The 15,713-nt window shown below is 71.8% G+C and carries 12 protein-coding genes; 6 read left to right on the forward strand and 6 right to left on the reverse strand.

Annotated features, from left to right (window positions below; genetic code table 11):
* Positions 1 to 13: 13 nt before the first annotated feature.
* The 6 genes from FGE12_RS07345 (at position 14) to FGE12_RS07370 (ending at position 7,829) form a co-directional block, all read left to right on the forward strand.
* Positions 14 to 2,635 (forward strand): TonB-dependent receptor domain-containing protein, encoded by a 2,622-nt coding sequence (locus FGE12_RS07345; protein ID WP_370458904.1) that lies wholly within the window; start codon positions 14 to 16, stop codon positions 2,633 to 2,635.
* Between the two features lie 8 nt (positions 2,636 to 2,643).
* Positions 2,644 to 3,927: a hypothetical protein gene (locus tag FGE12_RS07350; protein ID WP_153865682.1), complete on the forward strand. Its 1,284-nt coding sequence runs from the start codon at positions 2,644 to 2,646 to the stop codon at positions 3,925 to 3,927.
* The gene (locus tag FGE12_RS07355) at positions 3,924 to 4,379 is read left to right on the forward strand and encodes a response regulator (protein WP_153865683.1); all 456 of its coding nucleotides are present in this window, start codon (positions 3,924 to 3,926) and stop codon (positions 4,377 to 4,379) included. The genes FGE12_RS07350 and FGE12_RS07355 overlap by 4 nt, the downstream gene beginning before the upstream one ends.
* A 115-nt stretch (positions 4,380 to 4,494) precedes the next feature.
* On the forward strand, positions 4,495 to 5,376 hold the full coding sequence (locus tag FGE12_RS07360) for a LysR family transcriptional regulator (protein WP_153865941.1): 882 nt from the start codon (positions 4,495 to 4,497) through the stop codon (positions 5,374 to 5,376).
* A 130-nt stretch (positions 5,377 to 5,506) separates the two neighbouring features.
* Entirely contained in the window at positions 5,507 to 5,833 is a 327-nt protein-coding gene (gene trxA / locus FGE12_RS07365; protein ID WP_153865684.1) for a thioredoxin, read from the forward strand.
* Between the two features lie 91 nt (positions 5,834 to 5,924).
* Positions 5,925 to 7,829, forward strand: a complete 1,905-nt coding sequence (locus FGE12_RS07370) for a M1 family metallopeptidase (RefSeq protein ID WP_153865685.1) — start codon at positions 5,925 to 5,927, stop codon at positions 7,827 to 7,829.
* On the opposite strand, the gene FGE12_RS07375 is transcribed toward FGE12_RS07370, so the two are convergent.
* The 6 genes from FGE12_RS07375 to FGE12_RS07400 form a co-directional block, all read right to left on the reverse strand.
* Complete coding sequence (locus FGE12_RS07375) at positions 7,826 to 9,583, reverse strand: DUF4139 domain-containing protein (protein WP_153865686.1); 1,758 nt, start codon at positions 9,581 to 9,583, stop codon at positions 7,826 to 7,828. The two genes, FGE12_RS07370 and FGE12_RS07375, sit on opposite strands and share 4 nt — an antisense overlap.
* Before the next feature lie 119 nt (positions 9,584 to 9,702).
* Positions 9,703 to 11,451: a serine hydrolase domain-containing protein gene (locus FGE12_RS07380; protein WP_153865687.1), complete on the reverse strand. Its 1,749-nt coding sequence runs from the start codon at positions 11,449 to 11,451 to the stop codon at positions 9,703 to 9,705.
* Between the two features lie 50 nt (positions 11,452 to 11,501).
* Positions 11,502 to 12,161 carry a sulfite oxidase heme-binding subunit YedZ gene (locus FGE12_RS07385; RefSeq protein ID WP_370458905.1) on the reverse strand — a complete coding sequence of 220 codons (660 nt, stop codon included), beginning with the start codon at positions 12,159 to 12,161 and terminating at the stop codon, positions 11,502 to 11,504.
* On the reverse strand, positions 12,161 to 13,162 hold the full coding sequence (gene msrP, locus FGE12_RS07390) for a protein-methionine-sulfoxide reductase catalytic subunit MsrP (RefSeq protein ID WP_153865688.1): 1,002 nt from the start codon (positions 13,160 to 13,162) through the stop codon (positions 12,161 to 12,163). Before msrP ends, FGE12_RS07385 begins: the two co-directional genes overlap by 1 nt.
* A gap of 22 nt (positions 13,163 to 13,184) precedes the next feature.
* The gene (locus FGE12_RS07395; RefSeq protein WP_153865689.1) at positions 13,185 to 13,928 is read right to left on the reverse strand and encodes a fatty acid desaturase; all 744 of its coding nucleotides are present in this window, start codon (positions 13,926 to 13,928) and stop codon (positions 13,185 to 13,187) included.
* A 58-nt stretch (positions 13,929 to 13,986) separates the two neighbouring features.
* Positions 13,987 to 15,711 (reverse strand): hypothetical protein, encoded by a 1,725-nt coding sequence (locus tag FGE12_RS07400; protein ID WP_153865690.1) that lies wholly within the window; start codon positions 15,709 to 15,711, stop codon positions 13,987 to 13,989.
* Positions 15,712 to 15,713: the final 2 nt, after the last annotated feature.

Genomic DNA, 15,713 nt, shown 5'->3' on the forward strand with positions numbered 1-15,713 from the left:
ACCCTCCCAGGTGGTGAAGAGAGCAGGTCTCGTCGCGCTGATCCTCGGCTCGACGCAGGCCCTGGCGGACGAGCGCCTCGAGGCGCGCCGTCACTTCCGCAACGGCATGGCCCTGGTCGCCCAGGGGCAGCTGGACAGCGGCGTGGCCGAGCTGCAGGAGGCGTACGCCATCAAGCCGCACCCCAACGTCCTCTACAACATCGCGCGCGCCTACCACGACGCGGGCCGCATCCCCGAGGCGGTGGACTGGTACAAGCGCTACCTCACGTACAACCCGGCCGACAGCGAGCCGGTGCGCGTGACGCTCGCGCAGCTGGAGAAGAGCCTGCAGCCGGCAGCGCCCGCTCCCGGTGAGCTCGCCGCCGCCGCCGTGCCGCAGCTGCAGCAGCCGCAGCAGGCCGCCGCTTCCGCAGCAGCGGGCTCGGCCGCGGGCTCCACCACGGGCAGCGCGAGCCTCAAGATGCCTCCGCCCCCGGCGGGCATGACGGCGCTGATGAGCGAGGAGCGCGCGAAGCAGCTCGCGAGCCTGCTCGAGCGCCTGGAGAAGGCCGTGGACCGCGCCGAGGCGACGCAGCAGGCCCAGGCCCAGGCGCAGGAGCCGGCCGCGCCGCTGTTCCCGGTGGTCACCGGCGCCGAGGTGGCGCTGAGCGGCGAGGAGGCGGCGAGCGCGGTGCCCTACGAGGAGCAGGTGGTGACGGCGAGCCGCCGCGCCCAGAGCTCGCTCGAGAGCCCCAACGCGATGACGGTCATCACGGCCGAGGACATCCGCCTGTCGGGCGCCACCAACCTGGTGGAGCTGATGCGGCGCGTGCCGGGCGCGGACGTGATGGCGCTGGGCGTGGGCAGCGCCAACGTGTCCTTCCGCGGCTTCAACCAGCGCATCGCCAACAAGGTGCTGGTGCTGGTGGACGGGCGCAGCGAGTACCAGGACTTCATGGGCACCATCCTCTGGGATGGCTTCACCATCGGGCTCGAGGAGATCGAGCGCATCGAGGTGATCCGCGGCCCCGGCTCCGCGCTCTACGGCGCGAACGCGATGCTCGGCGTGGTGAACATCATCACCAAGGCGCCGGGCTCGGGCCCCCGCGGGCAGTTCAACCTCGCCGCCGGCGCCGGCAACACCGCCAAGGGCTCCTTCGTGAGCTTCGGCGGCGACGGCGCCATGCGCTACCGCGCCAGCGTGGGCTACGGCCAGGCCAACAAGTGGAGCCGCGACTACGCCTCGGACCGCCCGGACATGGAGGAGGTGGCCCCCAGCAGCTGGGCCCGCGACGCGGACATGGGCAGCCGCACCGCGCGCGCCAACGTGAGCAGCCGCATCGCGCTCAACAAGCAGTCCGCGGTGGACCTGAGCGCGGGCGTGAACCGCTTCTACTCCGAGGTCTACCCGCTCGGCACGCTGCGCAACTACAACCTGGACGGCTACAGCATCAACGGCAAGGCTGACCTCTCGGTGGGCCCGGTCAAGCTCAAGACCTTCTGGAACCACCTGGAGACGGACGCGGGGCCCGAGTACGAGGCCATCGGCACGCGCTCGCTCGCCACGCGGCTCAACGCCAACGTCGTCAACACGGAGCTCGTCTACAGCGACGGCTTCCAGCTGGTGGGGGAGCACCAGGCCACGGTGGGCGTGGAGGGCCGCCTCAAGCGCGTGGACTGGGACTACGTGGGCGGCAAGCACCAGGAGAACCACTTCGCGGCCTTCCTCCAGGACGAGTGGCAGCTCTCCAAGACCTTCCGGCTCGTGGGCAGCTACCGCGTGGACAGCCACCCGCTGCTGGACAACGGCAAGCGCGGCCTCGCGCACAGCCCGCGCGTCTCGGCGCTCATCTTCCCCTTCGAGGGGCAGGCCTTCCGCGTGAGCCTCGCGACCGCGTTCCGCGAGCCCACCTTCCTCGAGAGCTACACGGCGCTGCGCGTGCCGGCCCCGGGCGTGAACGGCGCGAGCGTGCAGACCGTGGGCAACCCGGCGCTGCGCCCCGAGCGGCTCACCGCCTACGAGTTCGGCTACCGCGGCGAGGCTCCCACCCTGGGTATGGAGTGGGACGTGGCGCTGTACCAGAACACGGTGAAGGACCTCATCGTGCTCTCGGCGGTGGAGCGGCTGCCGGCCGGTGACTCCTACGATCCGGTGAGCCAGAGCTTCCTCATCGGGCGCTCGGCCTTCACCAACGAGGACGACACGTACGTGGCGCGCGGCGGCGAGGTGAGCCTCTCGGCCGCGCCCCTGGACGGCCTCGGCGTGAAGCTGGGCACGGGCATCCAGAAGATCAGCTCGGACTTCCAGCGCGGGGACGCGTGCGTGCCTTGCCGCCAGGCCCCGGGCCTGAAGCTGTTCGGCGCGCTCACCTACCGCACCCGCCGCGGCCTGGAGCTGGGCACGGACGCCACCTACACCTCCTCCACCCGCTGGATCGAGCGCGAGCCGTCCGCCGCGGACCCCACGCAGATCAACCTCAACGCCAACGCCCTGCCCTCCTACACGGTGATCAACGCGCGCGTGGGCTACGAGGCCATCAAGGACCGGCTCACCGTGGCCCTGGTGGGCACGCAGCTGGGCAACGACCACTTCGAGCACCCGTTCGGCAATCGCATCGAGCGCCGCGTCCTCGGCCTCCTGACGGTGACCCCGTGATGTACGCCATGTCCTCCTCCCGCAGCCTCGTCGCCTCCTCCCTCGCCGCGCTGCTGCTGGCCTCCGCCGGCTGCGACTCGCCCCCCGTGGTGCCCACGGCGGACCTGCGCCAGAACACCGAGACCGCCCGCATCGAGGGGCAGGTGGTGGTGCAGAGCCAGGTGCGCGGCGACGTGATCGTGCTCCTGTACGCGAAGGACCGGCCGCCCCCTCCCGCGGGCAGCGGCCGCCCCATCTCCTTCACCATCGTCCCGATGGAGAAGGTGTTCGGCCAGGAGCTGGACAAGAAGGACGCGACCGGCAAGTACACCGCCGGCCCCTTCGTCGCGCCCTTCGCCTTCAGCCTCGTGCCCGAGGGCAAGTACCTGGTGCGCGGCTTCGTGGACGCGGACACCTGCCGCCGCGTGGCTGCGTCCGCGAGCTGCCACGGCGCGGACTTCAACCCCTTCTACGGCGTCACCGGTGAGCCCAACCAGTTCGACGTGGGCGGCGCCGCGGTGGACCTCAACGACCCCAAGCGCGGCATGCTGGTGGTCAGCGTGGAGCGCGGCTCGGACGGCAAGCTGGTGCCCGCGCTGGGCGTGAGCGTGAGCTTCTCGGACACGGCCACCGTGCCCTTCGACCGCCCGGCCTTCGAGGCCTCCGCGCCGGTGACGCTCGCCCCCGGCACGCAGGGCATCACGCTCAAGCCGCTCAAGGTGGCCGAGGGCGGCGTGAACGAGGCCCCGCCGGCCTTCTTCGTGCGCTACGTGGACGACAACGGCGACGGCGTCCCGGACGATGCCAACGGCGACGGCGCCCCGGACCTCTGGCCGCGGGTGGTGGTGCGCAAGCTGTCCTCGGACAAGAACGCCGTCCCGCTGCTCACGGACGAGAACGACCTGGACCGCAATGGCATCCTGGACGCCGAGGGGGCCTCGTACACCACGACGGACGGCAGCCCGACCGGCCCCGCCCTGGTGGTGATGGCGGCGGGCCTGGTGCCCAACAGCCTGTACCCGCTGCTCAACAACGACGACGGCACGCCGAAGAAGAACCCGGACGGCAGCTTCTACGTCGCCGCGGTGCCCAGCCTCACGGTGGCCGTGCGCAACCTCGCGCTCAACGCCGCGAGCGGCGCGCCCAAGCCCCTGACGTCGGTGCCCGTGGGCAACTACAGCGTGCTGCTGATGAACTTCACCGGCCAGACGTGGAAGGTGCCCAACGAGCTGGCGCCCCCGCTCGCGCCGAACATGGGCTTTCCCAGCGTGCAGACCCAGGCCTTCACCTACGCCGTCACCGCGGCCCCGTGACGCAGCCTCCCCTGCCCCGCCCTCCCTCCGTCAGCCTGCCCGTGCCCGGCGCCCTGCGCGCCGGGCCGGGCGCCCAGCGGGTGCTCGTCGTGGACGACAGCCGCTCCATCCGCACGCTGCTGAAGATCTACCTCGCCGGCCGCGCCTTCGACTTCGTGGAGGCCGAGAGCGCGGAGGAGGCCCTGCAGCTCTTGCAGGCGCAGCCGGTGGACCTGGTGCTCACCGACCTCTACCTCGAGGGGATGAGCGGCGCGGACCTCGCGGCGCGCATCCGCGGGGACGCGCGGCTGCGCCGCACGCCGGTGCTGATGATCAGCGGCGAGCGCGACCCGCAGCGCCTCGCGGCGCTCGCCCGCAGCGCCGGCGTGGACGCCGTCCTGCCCAAGCCCATCAGCTGCAACCAGCTGATGGGGCTGGTGGACCGGCTGCTGCCCCCGCAGCGCCGCGTTTGAAGATCCGGCTCGGCGGAGAAGCCGGCTGTCCCCTCTCGCTCTGGGAGAGGCTCGGGGTGAGGGACGTGCGTTAGTCTGCGCGCCCGTGAGCACCGCCCCTCCCCTGCTGGACGACATGCTGCTGTTCACCGAGGTGGTGGCCGCGGGCATCACCGGCGCGGCCGCGCGCCTGGGCGTGCGCAAGAGCACGGTGAGCCGAAGGCTCGCGGCGCTGGAGGCGCGCCTGGGCGTGCGGCTGCTGGAGCGCACCACGCGCCGGCTGAGGCTCACCGAGCCGGGGCGCGGCTACCTCGCGCAGTGCACCCGCCTGGTGGCCGAGGCGCACGCGGTGAACGAGGCGCTCGCCGCGGCGCGCGGGACGCCCTCCGGCACACTGCGCGTGGCCACGCTCTCGCTGCTGGGCGAGCTGCTCACCCCGCTCGTCTCCGAGTTCCTCCTGCGCTACCCCCAGGTGCAGGTGGAGCTCTCGCTCGCGCCCGGCGCAGTGGACCTGCTCGCCGGGGACTTCGACCTCGCGCTGCGCACCGGGCCCCTGCCGGACTCGTCCCTGGTGGCGCGCCGGCTGGGCAGCGTGCGCACCGGCTACTACGCGAGCCCTGCCTACCTGAGCCGCCGCCCGCCCCCGCGCAGCCCGGACGCGCTGCGCGAGCACGAGTGCGTGCTGCTCGCGGAGGCCGGCACGGACGAGGTGTGGTTCTTCACCGGCCCCCGCCGCGCGCGCACCGTGCCCGTGCAGGGGCGGCTGCGAGTGCCCAGCGTGCGCGCGGGCCACGCGGCGGTGCGCGCGGGACTCGGCCTCGTGCAGCTGCCCACCTCCCTGGTAGCGGAGGACGTGCGCGCCGGGCGCCTCGTGCCCGTGCTCGAGCGCTACACACCGCCGGGCATCCCCGTCTTCGCCGTGTACCCGAGCAGCCGCCACCTGCCCTCCAAGGTGCGCGCCTTCCTGGACCTGCTCGCCGAGCGCCGCGCCGCGCTGCCCTGGGAGGAGACGGCGTAAGGGTCCCTGGCGGAACAATCTGGTGCGCCCCGGCCTCTCGCGCCCGGGCGGGCCCCGCCCTACTCCTTGTGCTGTCCACGGGCCTCCAGCGCACTCCCGCGCCGGGCCCGCAGAGGACGCCGAGGAGCCCATGAGCGACAACATCGTCACCCTGAGCGATGCCACCTTCCAGCAGGAGGTGCTGCAGGCCGAGGGGCCCGTCATCGTCGACTTCACCGCCCGCTGGTGCGCGCCCTGCCGCGTGCTCGGCGTGACGTTGGAGGCGCTCGCGCAGGAGCACGCCGGCAAGGTGAAGGTGACGAAGCTGGACGTGGACGACCACCAGCTCACCGCGCAGCAGTTCGGCATCCGCTCCATGCCCACGCTGCTCTTCTTCAAGAACGGCCAGGTGGTGAACCAGGTGGTAGGCGCCGTGCCGCGCGCGCGCCTGGAGGCGGCGCTGAGCCAGGTGCTCTGAGCCGCCGGGGGTGAGGGAGCAGGCGTGCGCGGCCTACATCCCGCAGCGCTCGCCCGTGCGGGCGGGGCCAGCTACCCTCGGCCCCCTGCCCATGCGCCTCCACGCCCGCTCCCGCCTCGTCCTCGCGCTCGCCGTTCCCCTGCTCGCACTCGCTGGCTGCCGCACCGCCGCTCCGGAGGCCACGGCCTCGCAGCAGCCGCAGTCCCAGCCGCGCATCGCGCACGACCCGCACTCCTTTGCACGGCCCGAGGAGGCGCGCGTGACGCACGTGGCGCTGGACCTGGGCGTGGACTTCGCCGCGCGCACGCTGAAGGGCAGCGCCACGCTGGACCTTCAAGTACAGCCGGGCGCGAGCGAGGTGGTGCTGGACACGGACGGCCTGCGGCTGCGCAGCGTGACGGACGAGGGCGGCAAGGCGCTACCCTGGACGCTGGGCACCGCGCACCCGCGCCTCGGCCAGCCCCTCACCGTGACGCTGCGGCCGGGCACGCGGCGCATCGTGGTGCGCTACGAGACGCGGCCCGAGGCGGGCGCCCTGCAGTGGCTCACCCCCGCGCAGACGGCCGGCAAGCAGCACCCCTACCTCTTCTCCCAGGGCGAGGCGATCCTCACCCGCACGTGGGTGCCCACGCAGGACAGCCCCGGCATCCGGCAGACCTACAGCGCGCGCCTCACGGTGCCGCGCGGCCTGCGCGCGGTGATGAGCGCCGAGCAGCTCACCCCCGAGGGCGTGCCCGTGGACGGGGGCCACACCCGCTTCGACTTCCGCATGCCGCAGGCCATCCCGCCCTACCTGATGGCGGTGGCGGTGGGCGACATCGCGTTCCAGCAGCTGGGGCCGCGCTCGGGCGTGTACGCGGAGCCCTCGGTGCTCGCGCGCGCGGCGTACGAGTTCGGCGAGGTGGAGCAGATGATGGCGGCGGCCGAGCGGCTCTACGGCCCCTACCGCTGGGGCCGCTACGACATCCTCGTGCTCCCGCCCTCCTTCCCCTACGGCGGCATGGAGAACCCGCGCCTCACCTTCGCGACGCCCACGGTGCTCTCCGGAGACCGCTCGCTGGTGAGCCTCATCGCGCACGAGCTCGCGCACTCCTGGTCCGGCAACCTCGTCACCAACGCCACCTGGTCCGACTCCTGGCTCAACGAGGGCGTCACCAGCTACTTCGAGCTGCGCATCATGGAGGCGCTCTACGGCCGCGAGGTGGGCGCCATGCTCTCGCGCCTGAGCCTTCAGGAGCTGGAGCGCACCGAGAAGGAGGTGGGTGAGCAGAGCCCCCAGACCCAGCTCTACGTGCAGCTGAAGGGCGACCCCGAGGAGGGCGGCAGCCGCGTCATCTACGAGAAGGGCGCCGCCTTCCTGCAGACGATGGAGGAGACGGTGGGGCGCGAGCGCTTCGACGCCTTCCTGCGCAGCTACTTCGACCGCCACGCCTTCCAGTCCATGGATACCCGCGGCTTCCTCGCCGAGGTGCGCGAGCACCTGGTGAAGGGCGACGCCGCGCTGGAGCAGAAGCTGCAGCTCGACGAGTGGGTGTACCGCCCCGGCCTGCCCGCGAACGTGTACCGCCCGCAGACGGACCGCTTCGCGCACGTGGAGGCGCAGGTGAAGGCCTTCCTCGGCGGCGCACCCGCGAGCGCGCTGAAGACGCAGGGCTGGCTCACGCAGGAGTGGCAGTACTTCCTCGGCCTCCTGCCGCGCGAGCTCACGCCTGCGCAGCTCGCCTCGCTGGACGGCACCTTCCACTTCACCCAGACGGGCAACAGCGAGGTGCTCTTCGCGTGGCTCGAGAAGACCATCGCGAGCCGCTACGAGCCGGCGCTGCCCGCGCTCGAGCACTTCCTCACCTCCCAGGGCCGCGGCCGCTTCGTGCGCCCGCTCTACCGCGCCCTGATGGACCGCGACTGGGGCAAGCCGCTCGCGCAGCGCATCTACGCCGAGGCGCGCACGGGCTACCACCCGGTGGTGATGGGCGCGCTGGACAAGATGATGAACTAGGGCGCGCGCACGCCCAGCGTGCGCAGGCGCTCGGCGAAGTCCACCTCGGCCTCGTGCCGCGCGAGCTGCGCGCGCACCAGCGCATCGGCGGCCGCAGCATGTTGGCTCTCCAGGTCGGAGAGCCGTGCCTGCAGCCGTCCCTTGAGGTCTGCGGCGCGGCTCTTCGCGAGCGAGCGCAGGCTCTCGCGCGCCTCGTCCGCCTCCTCGGACAGGGTGTCGCCCTGCTCCGTCCACTTCGCCTCCTCCGAGCGCTCCCGGACGATGGCGTCGCGCACCTTCCACAGCGCCGCCAGCGCCTCCTTCGCGGTCCGGTCCGCGCGCGGGTCCTCGAGGTAGCCGTTCACCGCGACGTCCGCCGCCGGGTCGAACCAGTCCGCCTGCACGCGAGCGCTGGTCCGCTCCTCCACCTTCGCCTCGGCGCTCGCGTGGGCCGCCACCTCGGCCGGGACGAGCGCGAAGCCGGCGCCCACCTGCTCCTCGGTCCCCTTGGGGCTCGCGGCGAGCCGCGCCTGCGCACTGCGGGCGTGGCGCAGCAGCACCCGCGCCGGCTTCGCCTCGCCGTTCTGCACGCGGTAGGTGGTGCGCAGCACGGTGTCGCGCTCGAGCGTCAGCACCCCGGCCTCCACGAGCGCGAGGCGCGCGCCCTCCTGCACGCTCTCCGAGCGCGACTCCACGGCGACGCCGCGCTCGAGCGAGAAGGGCACGGTGGCCTGCGCCCCGGCCGGCAGTGACTCGAGCACGCCCTGGCCGAGGAAGGCTCCCTCCTCGAAGACTGCGATGGGACCGCGCTCGAGCAGGCCCGCGCTGTCATTGGTGAAGCGCGCCACGCGGAACGGGTGGCGCGCGGAGTCGGGCGCCCCGGGGTCCGGCGAGAAGAGCAGCACGGCCTCTCCCGGCACGGTGCGCGAGGCGAGCAGCACCATGGAGGCCGACGCGTCCGGGATGCTCACGGGGTGCGGCAGCTCGTAGCGGGTGGTGCCGCCGGCCGCGCTCGCACGGGCCACCGCCGCGAGGGCCTCGAACGAGCGCCCCGCGCCCGCCTTCCCCGTGGGGCGCACCACCGCGATGTTGCGAACGAAGTCCTTGCCGACGTTCACGCCGGTGCTGGTGCTGCCGACGTCCACGGTGGGAGCTTCTCCGGGAACGACGAGGGTCCCGGGCGCCTGGGCGAGCACGCTCTCGCCGCGGGGCACGCCCGCGAACACCTCGCCCGAGTCCTCGAGCAGGGGCCGCCCGGGCGTCACGGGTGCCTCCAGCGTCGCGCGGTAGGCGATGGGCGCTCCGGCCACCAGCGAGAGCTGCACGTCGCGCCAGTCCTCCCCGGAGAGGTTCTGCACGATGCCCCAGGCCTGCAGCTCGAGCCCGCTCTTGCCCACGACCACCCTATACGTGGGGCGCCAGATGGGCTGCTCCACCACGTAGCCCACGGCCAGCTGGTGCGCGCGGCCATCGAGCGCGAGCTCCACCGTGCGCCGCTCGCCCTGGGCGGCGGTGGGAAAGGCCGCGGAGCGCACGGCGCTGCGGCCCTCCTCCATCACGGCGAGCGTGGCGAGGAAGTCGCCCACGTGCTCGCGCTTCACCTGGAAGGCCACCCGCTCGGACTCCACGTGCCCCGCGCGTTCGAAGTAGCCCACGCCGTTGCGGTAGATGACCACGCGCCTCAGGGGCAGGCCCTGCTCGGAGCTCACGGCGGCGTGGTGGGCGCAGCCCGAGAGGAGCAGCAGCGCGGCGAGGGAGTTGAGGTGTCGGTTCATGCGGCTCACGCTACGAACGCCTTGAGAGACGTTCGTCACGGAAGCCGCATGGTCTGCTCATCGTTCTGCGGGGATGCGCCCGGGCCCTGTCACCCGGGCGGCGAAGACCGTCTCCTCCCCTACTCGGTGCGCTTGGCCGGCATCTCGCGGCCGCCCTGCTGCAGCACCAGCGAGGTCGCCTTGTGCGCCGCCTCGTCCACGGCGAACACGAGGCGCGCTGGCACGCCGACGGCCGCGAAGGCAGTGTCACCATCGGCCGCGAGTGGGAACTTCGGCTGCCCGGTGCCCTGCGCCGTGAGCTGGCCCTGCTCCACCGTGACCTTCAGGGCGAAGTTGGGCGCGAGCGCGTAGCTGCCCACGTAGGCCTCGAGCGGGTACTTGGACTTCTTCGCGCTCTCGGGCCTCTGCAGCCGCTCGATGACGCTCTTCGCGTTGCTGTTCTTCGGGTCCAGCTCGAGCGAGCGCTGGTAGTTCTTCAGCGCGAGCTCCTTGTTCCCCGCCGCGAGGTACGCCTCACCGAGGCTGTCGTAGGGGTTTCCGTTCTTCGGGAACATCTCCACGTTGAGCTTGAAGATCTCGATGGCGTCCGGGACGCGCCCCTGCTGCAGCAGCGAGTAGCCCACGCCGTTCAGCGCGTTCTCCTCCTCGAAGTCGTAGGCGTTGGGCTGGCTCGCCTTGAGCGAGCGGTACTGCGCGATGGCCTGCGCGACGCTGCCCCTGGCGGCGGCAGCGCTCACCACCTCTCCGATGGAGCGGCGCGGGCCCTTGGGCTGCACTCCGTGCAGGATGCCGAGCAGGTCCGCGCCCAGGGCCTCCAGCTTGTCGCCGCGCGAGGTGTTGTCGAGCAGCACCACCAGCTCGTGTCGCTCGGGCACGCGCAGCAGCAGCGTGTTGAAGCCGTTGATGCCGCCGGTGTGGCTCACGGTGGCCACCTTCGTCTTGCCGTCCGCGAGCGTGACGTCCTGGATGAACCAGCCGTAGCCGTAGTTCGCGAGCCCCGGGGTGAACATCTTCTGCTTCAGCGCCGCGGGCAGCAGCTTCTCGCCGTAGAGCGCGCGGTCCCAGAGGAAGAGGTCGCCCACCGTGGAGTAGAGCGAGCCCGCGGCGTACGGGATGCTCATGTCGAGGTAGGGCGCGTTGACGTAGCCCTCGGGCTTGAGCACGTAGCCGCTCGCGCGCTTGGGGATGAGGGGCGCCGCGAGGTCGTAGCCCGAGTGCTTCATGCCCAGCGGCGCGAAGATGCGCTCCTGCACCACCTGAGCATAGGGCTTGCCCTCCACCTTTTCGATGATGGCGCCGAGCAGGAAGTAGCCCGAGTTGTTGTACTGGAACTTCGTCCCCGGCTCGAACTCGAGGTCCCCACTCGCGAACTTCTTCACGAACTCGGCGACGGTGTACGGGTTGCGCGACTCGTTCTGGAAGAAGCCCGGCAGGCCCGTGTAGCTGGGGATGCCCGAGGTGTGGTTGAGCAGCTGGTGCAGCGTCACGCGGCTGCCGGTGTCCTTGCGGTAGTCGGGCAGGTAGGTGACGAGCTTCTCGTTCAGCTTCAGCTTGCCCTCGTTCACCAGCTGCATCACCACCATCGCGGTGAACTGCTTGGTGATGGAGCCGAGGCGGAAGCGGGTGTCCAGCGTGTGGGGCAGCTGCCACTCGAAGTTCGCCGAGCCGTAGGGCTTCTGGAAGACGATGCCCTTCTCGTCCGCGACGAGCACGGTGCCGTTGAACTGCTTGAGGGCGTGGTAGCGCGTCACCAGCTCATCGAGCTGCGCCTGGCGGCTCGTGGCCGCCGAGGCGGTCGATGCGGTCGATGCGAAGAGCAGCCCTGCGAGCAGCAGCGCGTGAAGCCCAAAACCCCGGTTGCGGTGCATCCGTGTTCCCCCAGTAGGTCGCCGGCGTGGCGCTCCCCCTGCAAGGAACCCTACTCCGCCTGCGCCGAACGATTGCCAACCTTCGGCGCTGCGGCGGCCCTGGCCGCGCGGGCCCTCGACGCGCGCCACTCCTTGCGCCAGCCGGGAACGCGCAGCGCGATCAGCACCAGCAGCACGAAGCCGTAGAGGAAGGGCTCGGTGTGGTCCTTCTTCACGCGCCACACGAAGTGCACCACGCCCAGCGCGCCCGCCACGTACGCGAGCCGGTGCAGCCTCTGCCAGGCGGGAAAGCCGAGCCTGCGCACCGAGGCATTCGTGGAGGTGAGCGCGAGCGGCAGCATGAGGGCCCACGCGGCGAAGCCCACGGTGACGAACTTCCGCTTCGCCACGTCCTCGAGCAGCGTGCCCCACGCGAAGTGCTGGTCCAGCACCACGTAGGTGAGCAGGTGCAGGCTCGCGTATGCGAAGGCGAAGAGCCCCAGCATGCGCCGCAGCCGCACGGGCCAGGTCCAGCCGGAGAGCTTCTTGAGCGGCGTGACGGCGAGGCTCGCGACGAGGAAGACGAGCGCGAGCAGCCCCAGCTGGTTGAGGGCGCGCTCGACAGGGTTCGCGCCCAGGGTGCCCTGCTGCCAGTCGAGCAGCAGCATCCCGAGCGGGGCGAGCCCGCCCGCGAGCACAGCGGGCTTCAGCCACGGATGCGGAGCGGCCATCAGTAGTTCTTCCGGAGGTCGAGGCCGCGGTAGAGGCTCGCCACCTGCTCGGCGTAGCCGTTGAAGGGCAGCGTGGGGCGGCGCTTGAACTCGCCGATGCGCCGCTCGGTGGCCTGGCTCCAGCGCGGGTGGTCCACCTCGGGGTTCACGTTCGCGTAGAAGCCGTACTCGCTCGGGCCCGCGAGGCTCCACGTCGTGGGCGGCTGCTCCTCGGTGAGCCGGATGCGCACGATGCTCTTGATGCCCTTGAAGCCGTACTTCCACGGCACCACGAGCCGCAGCGGCGCGCCGTTCTGGTTCGGCAGCTCCTTGCCGTAGAGCCCCACCGCGAGCAGGGTGAGCGGGTGCTGGGCCTCGTCGAGGCGCAGGCCTTCGACATACGGCCAGTCGAGCACGCCGCTCTTCTGCCCCGGCATCTGCTCGGGGTCCAGGAGCGTGGTGAAGGCCACGTACTTCGCGCTGCCGGTGGGCTCCACGCGCGCGAGCAGCTTGCCGAGCGGCAGCCCCAGCCACGGGATGACCATGCTCCAGGCCTCCACGCAGCGCATGCGGTACACGCGCTGCTCGAGGGGAAACAGGCGCTTGAGGTCGTCGATGTCCAGGGTGAGCGGGCGGTGGCACGCGCCCTCGATGCGCACCGTCCAGGGATGCGGGCGCAAGCTGTGCGCGTGCTGGGCGGGGTCGTTCTTGTCGAGGCCGAACTCGTAGAAGTTGTTGTAGGTGGTGACGTCCTCGTACGGGGTGCGCGCCTCGTCCGTGTCGAAGGGGCCCCGGGCACCCGCATCCGGTGCCACCGGCAGCTCCGCGAGCCCGCCGTCCGGCACCAGGCGCTCCAAGGGATGGCGCTGCTTGAGCCCCAGCGCCCACAGCGCGCCGCCCACGCCGGCCGCCGTGGCGGTGAACAGCCCCGCGTTCTTGAGGAACTCCCGGCGCCGCAGGTAGAGGCGCTCGGGGGTGTGCTCGGACGAGGGCGGCTCGGGGGGGATCAGCTTGTCGCTCATGCGGCGCTTCCTCCGGAGGGTCTCAGGCAGTACGCGCGGGAGGCCCGGGAGGTTTCACCCGCGCCTCCTTCACCCGCCAGAGCGCCCACCAGGGCGTGCCCGGCGACTCGTGGTGCTCCCAGTGGTAGCCGAAGAAGTAGCAGGAGAGCATCGCCCACAGGTGGTTGGGCACGAGGCTGCGCGCGTGGTGCGGCGCCATCTGCGGGGCGTCCGGCCCGTGCGGCTCGCGGTGGGGCCGGTAGGTGCCGAAGTAGAAGAGCTGCAGCGTGGCGGCGAGGCTGGGGGCGACCCAGAAGGCCCACACCCGCCACTGCGGGACGCCCAGCCACAGCATCACGTTGAAGCTGAGCGCCATCACCGCGAGCTGCAGGAGCGTGGTGTAGCGGCGCATGAAGGCGAAGAACCACACGGGGAAGGAGCCGGGATGGAAGTCCGGGTCGCTCGCGTGCGTGGGGGCCGCGTGGTGGGCGCGGTGGTGCTGCACGAGGCGCCGGTAGGAGAGCCCCGCGAAGAGGAAGCAGGCCAGGGTGCCCACGAGCCGGTTCACCCCCGCGCGCGGACTCACGGTGCCGTGCATGGCGTCGTGGCCGGTGATGAAGAGCCCGGTGAAGAGCCAGGCCTGCAGGGCCGCGTGCAGCCACATGCCCGGGCCCCACGGCGCGAGGCGCGCGAAGCCGAGCAGGTACACGAGGTGCGCGGCCCAGGCGCCCATCACCCCGAGGGCGATGGGGACACCGTACGCGTTGGAGGCCGCGGGCCGCGTCATGGACGTGCAGTAACCCTGGGGCAGGCCCCCCGCCGCGAGCGACGGGCGGCCAGGCAGGCTACGGCTTCGCTGCCACCGCGCCGCTGCCGTACTGCTGCACCAGCTGCTCGGCGGTGACGAAGCGCGGGTCGATGTCCACCGGCACGCGGGTGAGCCTCTCGAGCACGCGCTGCACCTCGGGGCGCACCACGCCCATGCGCTCGAGCAGCGCCTCGGCGCCCGCGCGGTCACCCTTGGCCTGCAGCTGCATCAGGTCGCGGGTGAGGCCCTCGACCGAGGCCTTGATCTTCCCCGGCACCACGCTGAAGGTGCCGTCCTTCGCCACCACCACCGCGCCGTCGTCGAGGAAGCGGTTGAGCTGCAGCGCGATCCCCTTGCCGTGCGCCTCGCCGGTGCCGAAGCGGATGGAGCGGAACGCGCTCGCGAGGAAGGTCGTGTACATGGTGCGCTCCATCTCCTTGCCCAGCACGCCCTTGTCCACCAGGTACTGCAGCGCCCAGAGGCCGGAGATGTCCGCCTTGGCCTCCTCGATGGCGCTGCTGGAGACCTGCAGCGCCTGACGCACGGTGGTCTGCTTGCCGCCCACGGTGATGTTGTGCGGCCCCAGCCCGTGCATCAGCTCGTGCATGAGGATGTGGGTGAAGAAGGCGTCGAAGGACACGTCCTTGCGGTCCTTCGCCGCGAGCGCCACCTGGGTGATGGGCAGCAGCACGCGCTCGAACTTGGCCTCCTGCACGTTCTTGAGCATCACGCGCTTGGTGCCCTTCTCCGCCGCCACGCGCTCGTCGTTGGGCAGGTTGTAGGCGGCCGTCTGCACGCCCTTGTTGCCGTCGCCCGCGCTGAAGAGGCTGTTCACCACGCGGATGGGGGCGAGCGCGCCGAGCTTCGGGTTGCGCAAGGAAGCCGCGATGGGCAGGTGGTTCTCGATGTCCTGCAGCTGGCCGCTGAACTTCTGCAGCTTCGCCGTCTCGGCGTCGTCGCGCACCGCGATGAAGGCCTCGAAGGCGGCCTTGTAGTTGAACCAGTTGTCCTCGTAGACCTCGTAGGGCCCGAGCGTGGGCTCCACGCTCGCGTCCAGCTCCATCCACGCGACTTCGGACGCGTAGTAGTCGTTGCTGAGGAACGCGGCCGCGCGCGCCTCGAGGAAGCGCTTGAGGGTGGGCTGCTGGGTGAGCTCGGCGGCCTCGCGCAGGAGCTTCGCCGCGTGCCCCAGCTCCGCCTGGTACTCGAGGCTGTACGGCACGGTGACGAACTTGCCGTCCGGCCCGCGGCGGAGGGTGGTGAAGAAGCCGGTGGCCTCCTTCGCCTGCGCCTCCGGGAGCCCCTTCACCCACGCCTCCACCTGCTCCTTCGTCGCGCCGGGAGGATAGAAGCTGCCCTCGGCGGGCTTCTCCGGGACGCCGGGGACGAAGGGCGTGTCGTGGTCCAGCCGGCTCCACGGCCCCTTGTCGAGCAGGAACGCGTGCAGCCGCTCACGGCCGAGCGGGCTCTGGTCCGCCACGAGCTGCAGCAGGAGCGCCTCGTTGCCCGCCCACACCTGGCGCAGGAAGAGCGGGTCCATCACCTGCGCCGCCTCGAGGATGCGGGCGAGCGCGCGGCGCTCCACCTCGGGCAGCTTCGAGACATCCACCTTCAGGTCCACCGGCGCAAAGCGGGCGCTCGCCTGCTTCAGCTGGGCGGCCGAGGGGGCGCCCCGCGAGGCAGCAGGGGTGGAGGGTGGGGCCGCGCCGGCGAGCAGCGCCGCGGCCAGGGGCAGGAGGAGCAGTCGGGTCGTTCGCGTCATGC

Origin of the sequence: Aggregicoccus sp. 17bor-14, from assembly GCF_009659535.1 — a bacterium.
Taxonomy (GTDB): domain Bacteria; phylum Myxococcota; class Myxococcia; order Myxococcales; family Myxococcaceae; genus Aggregicoccus.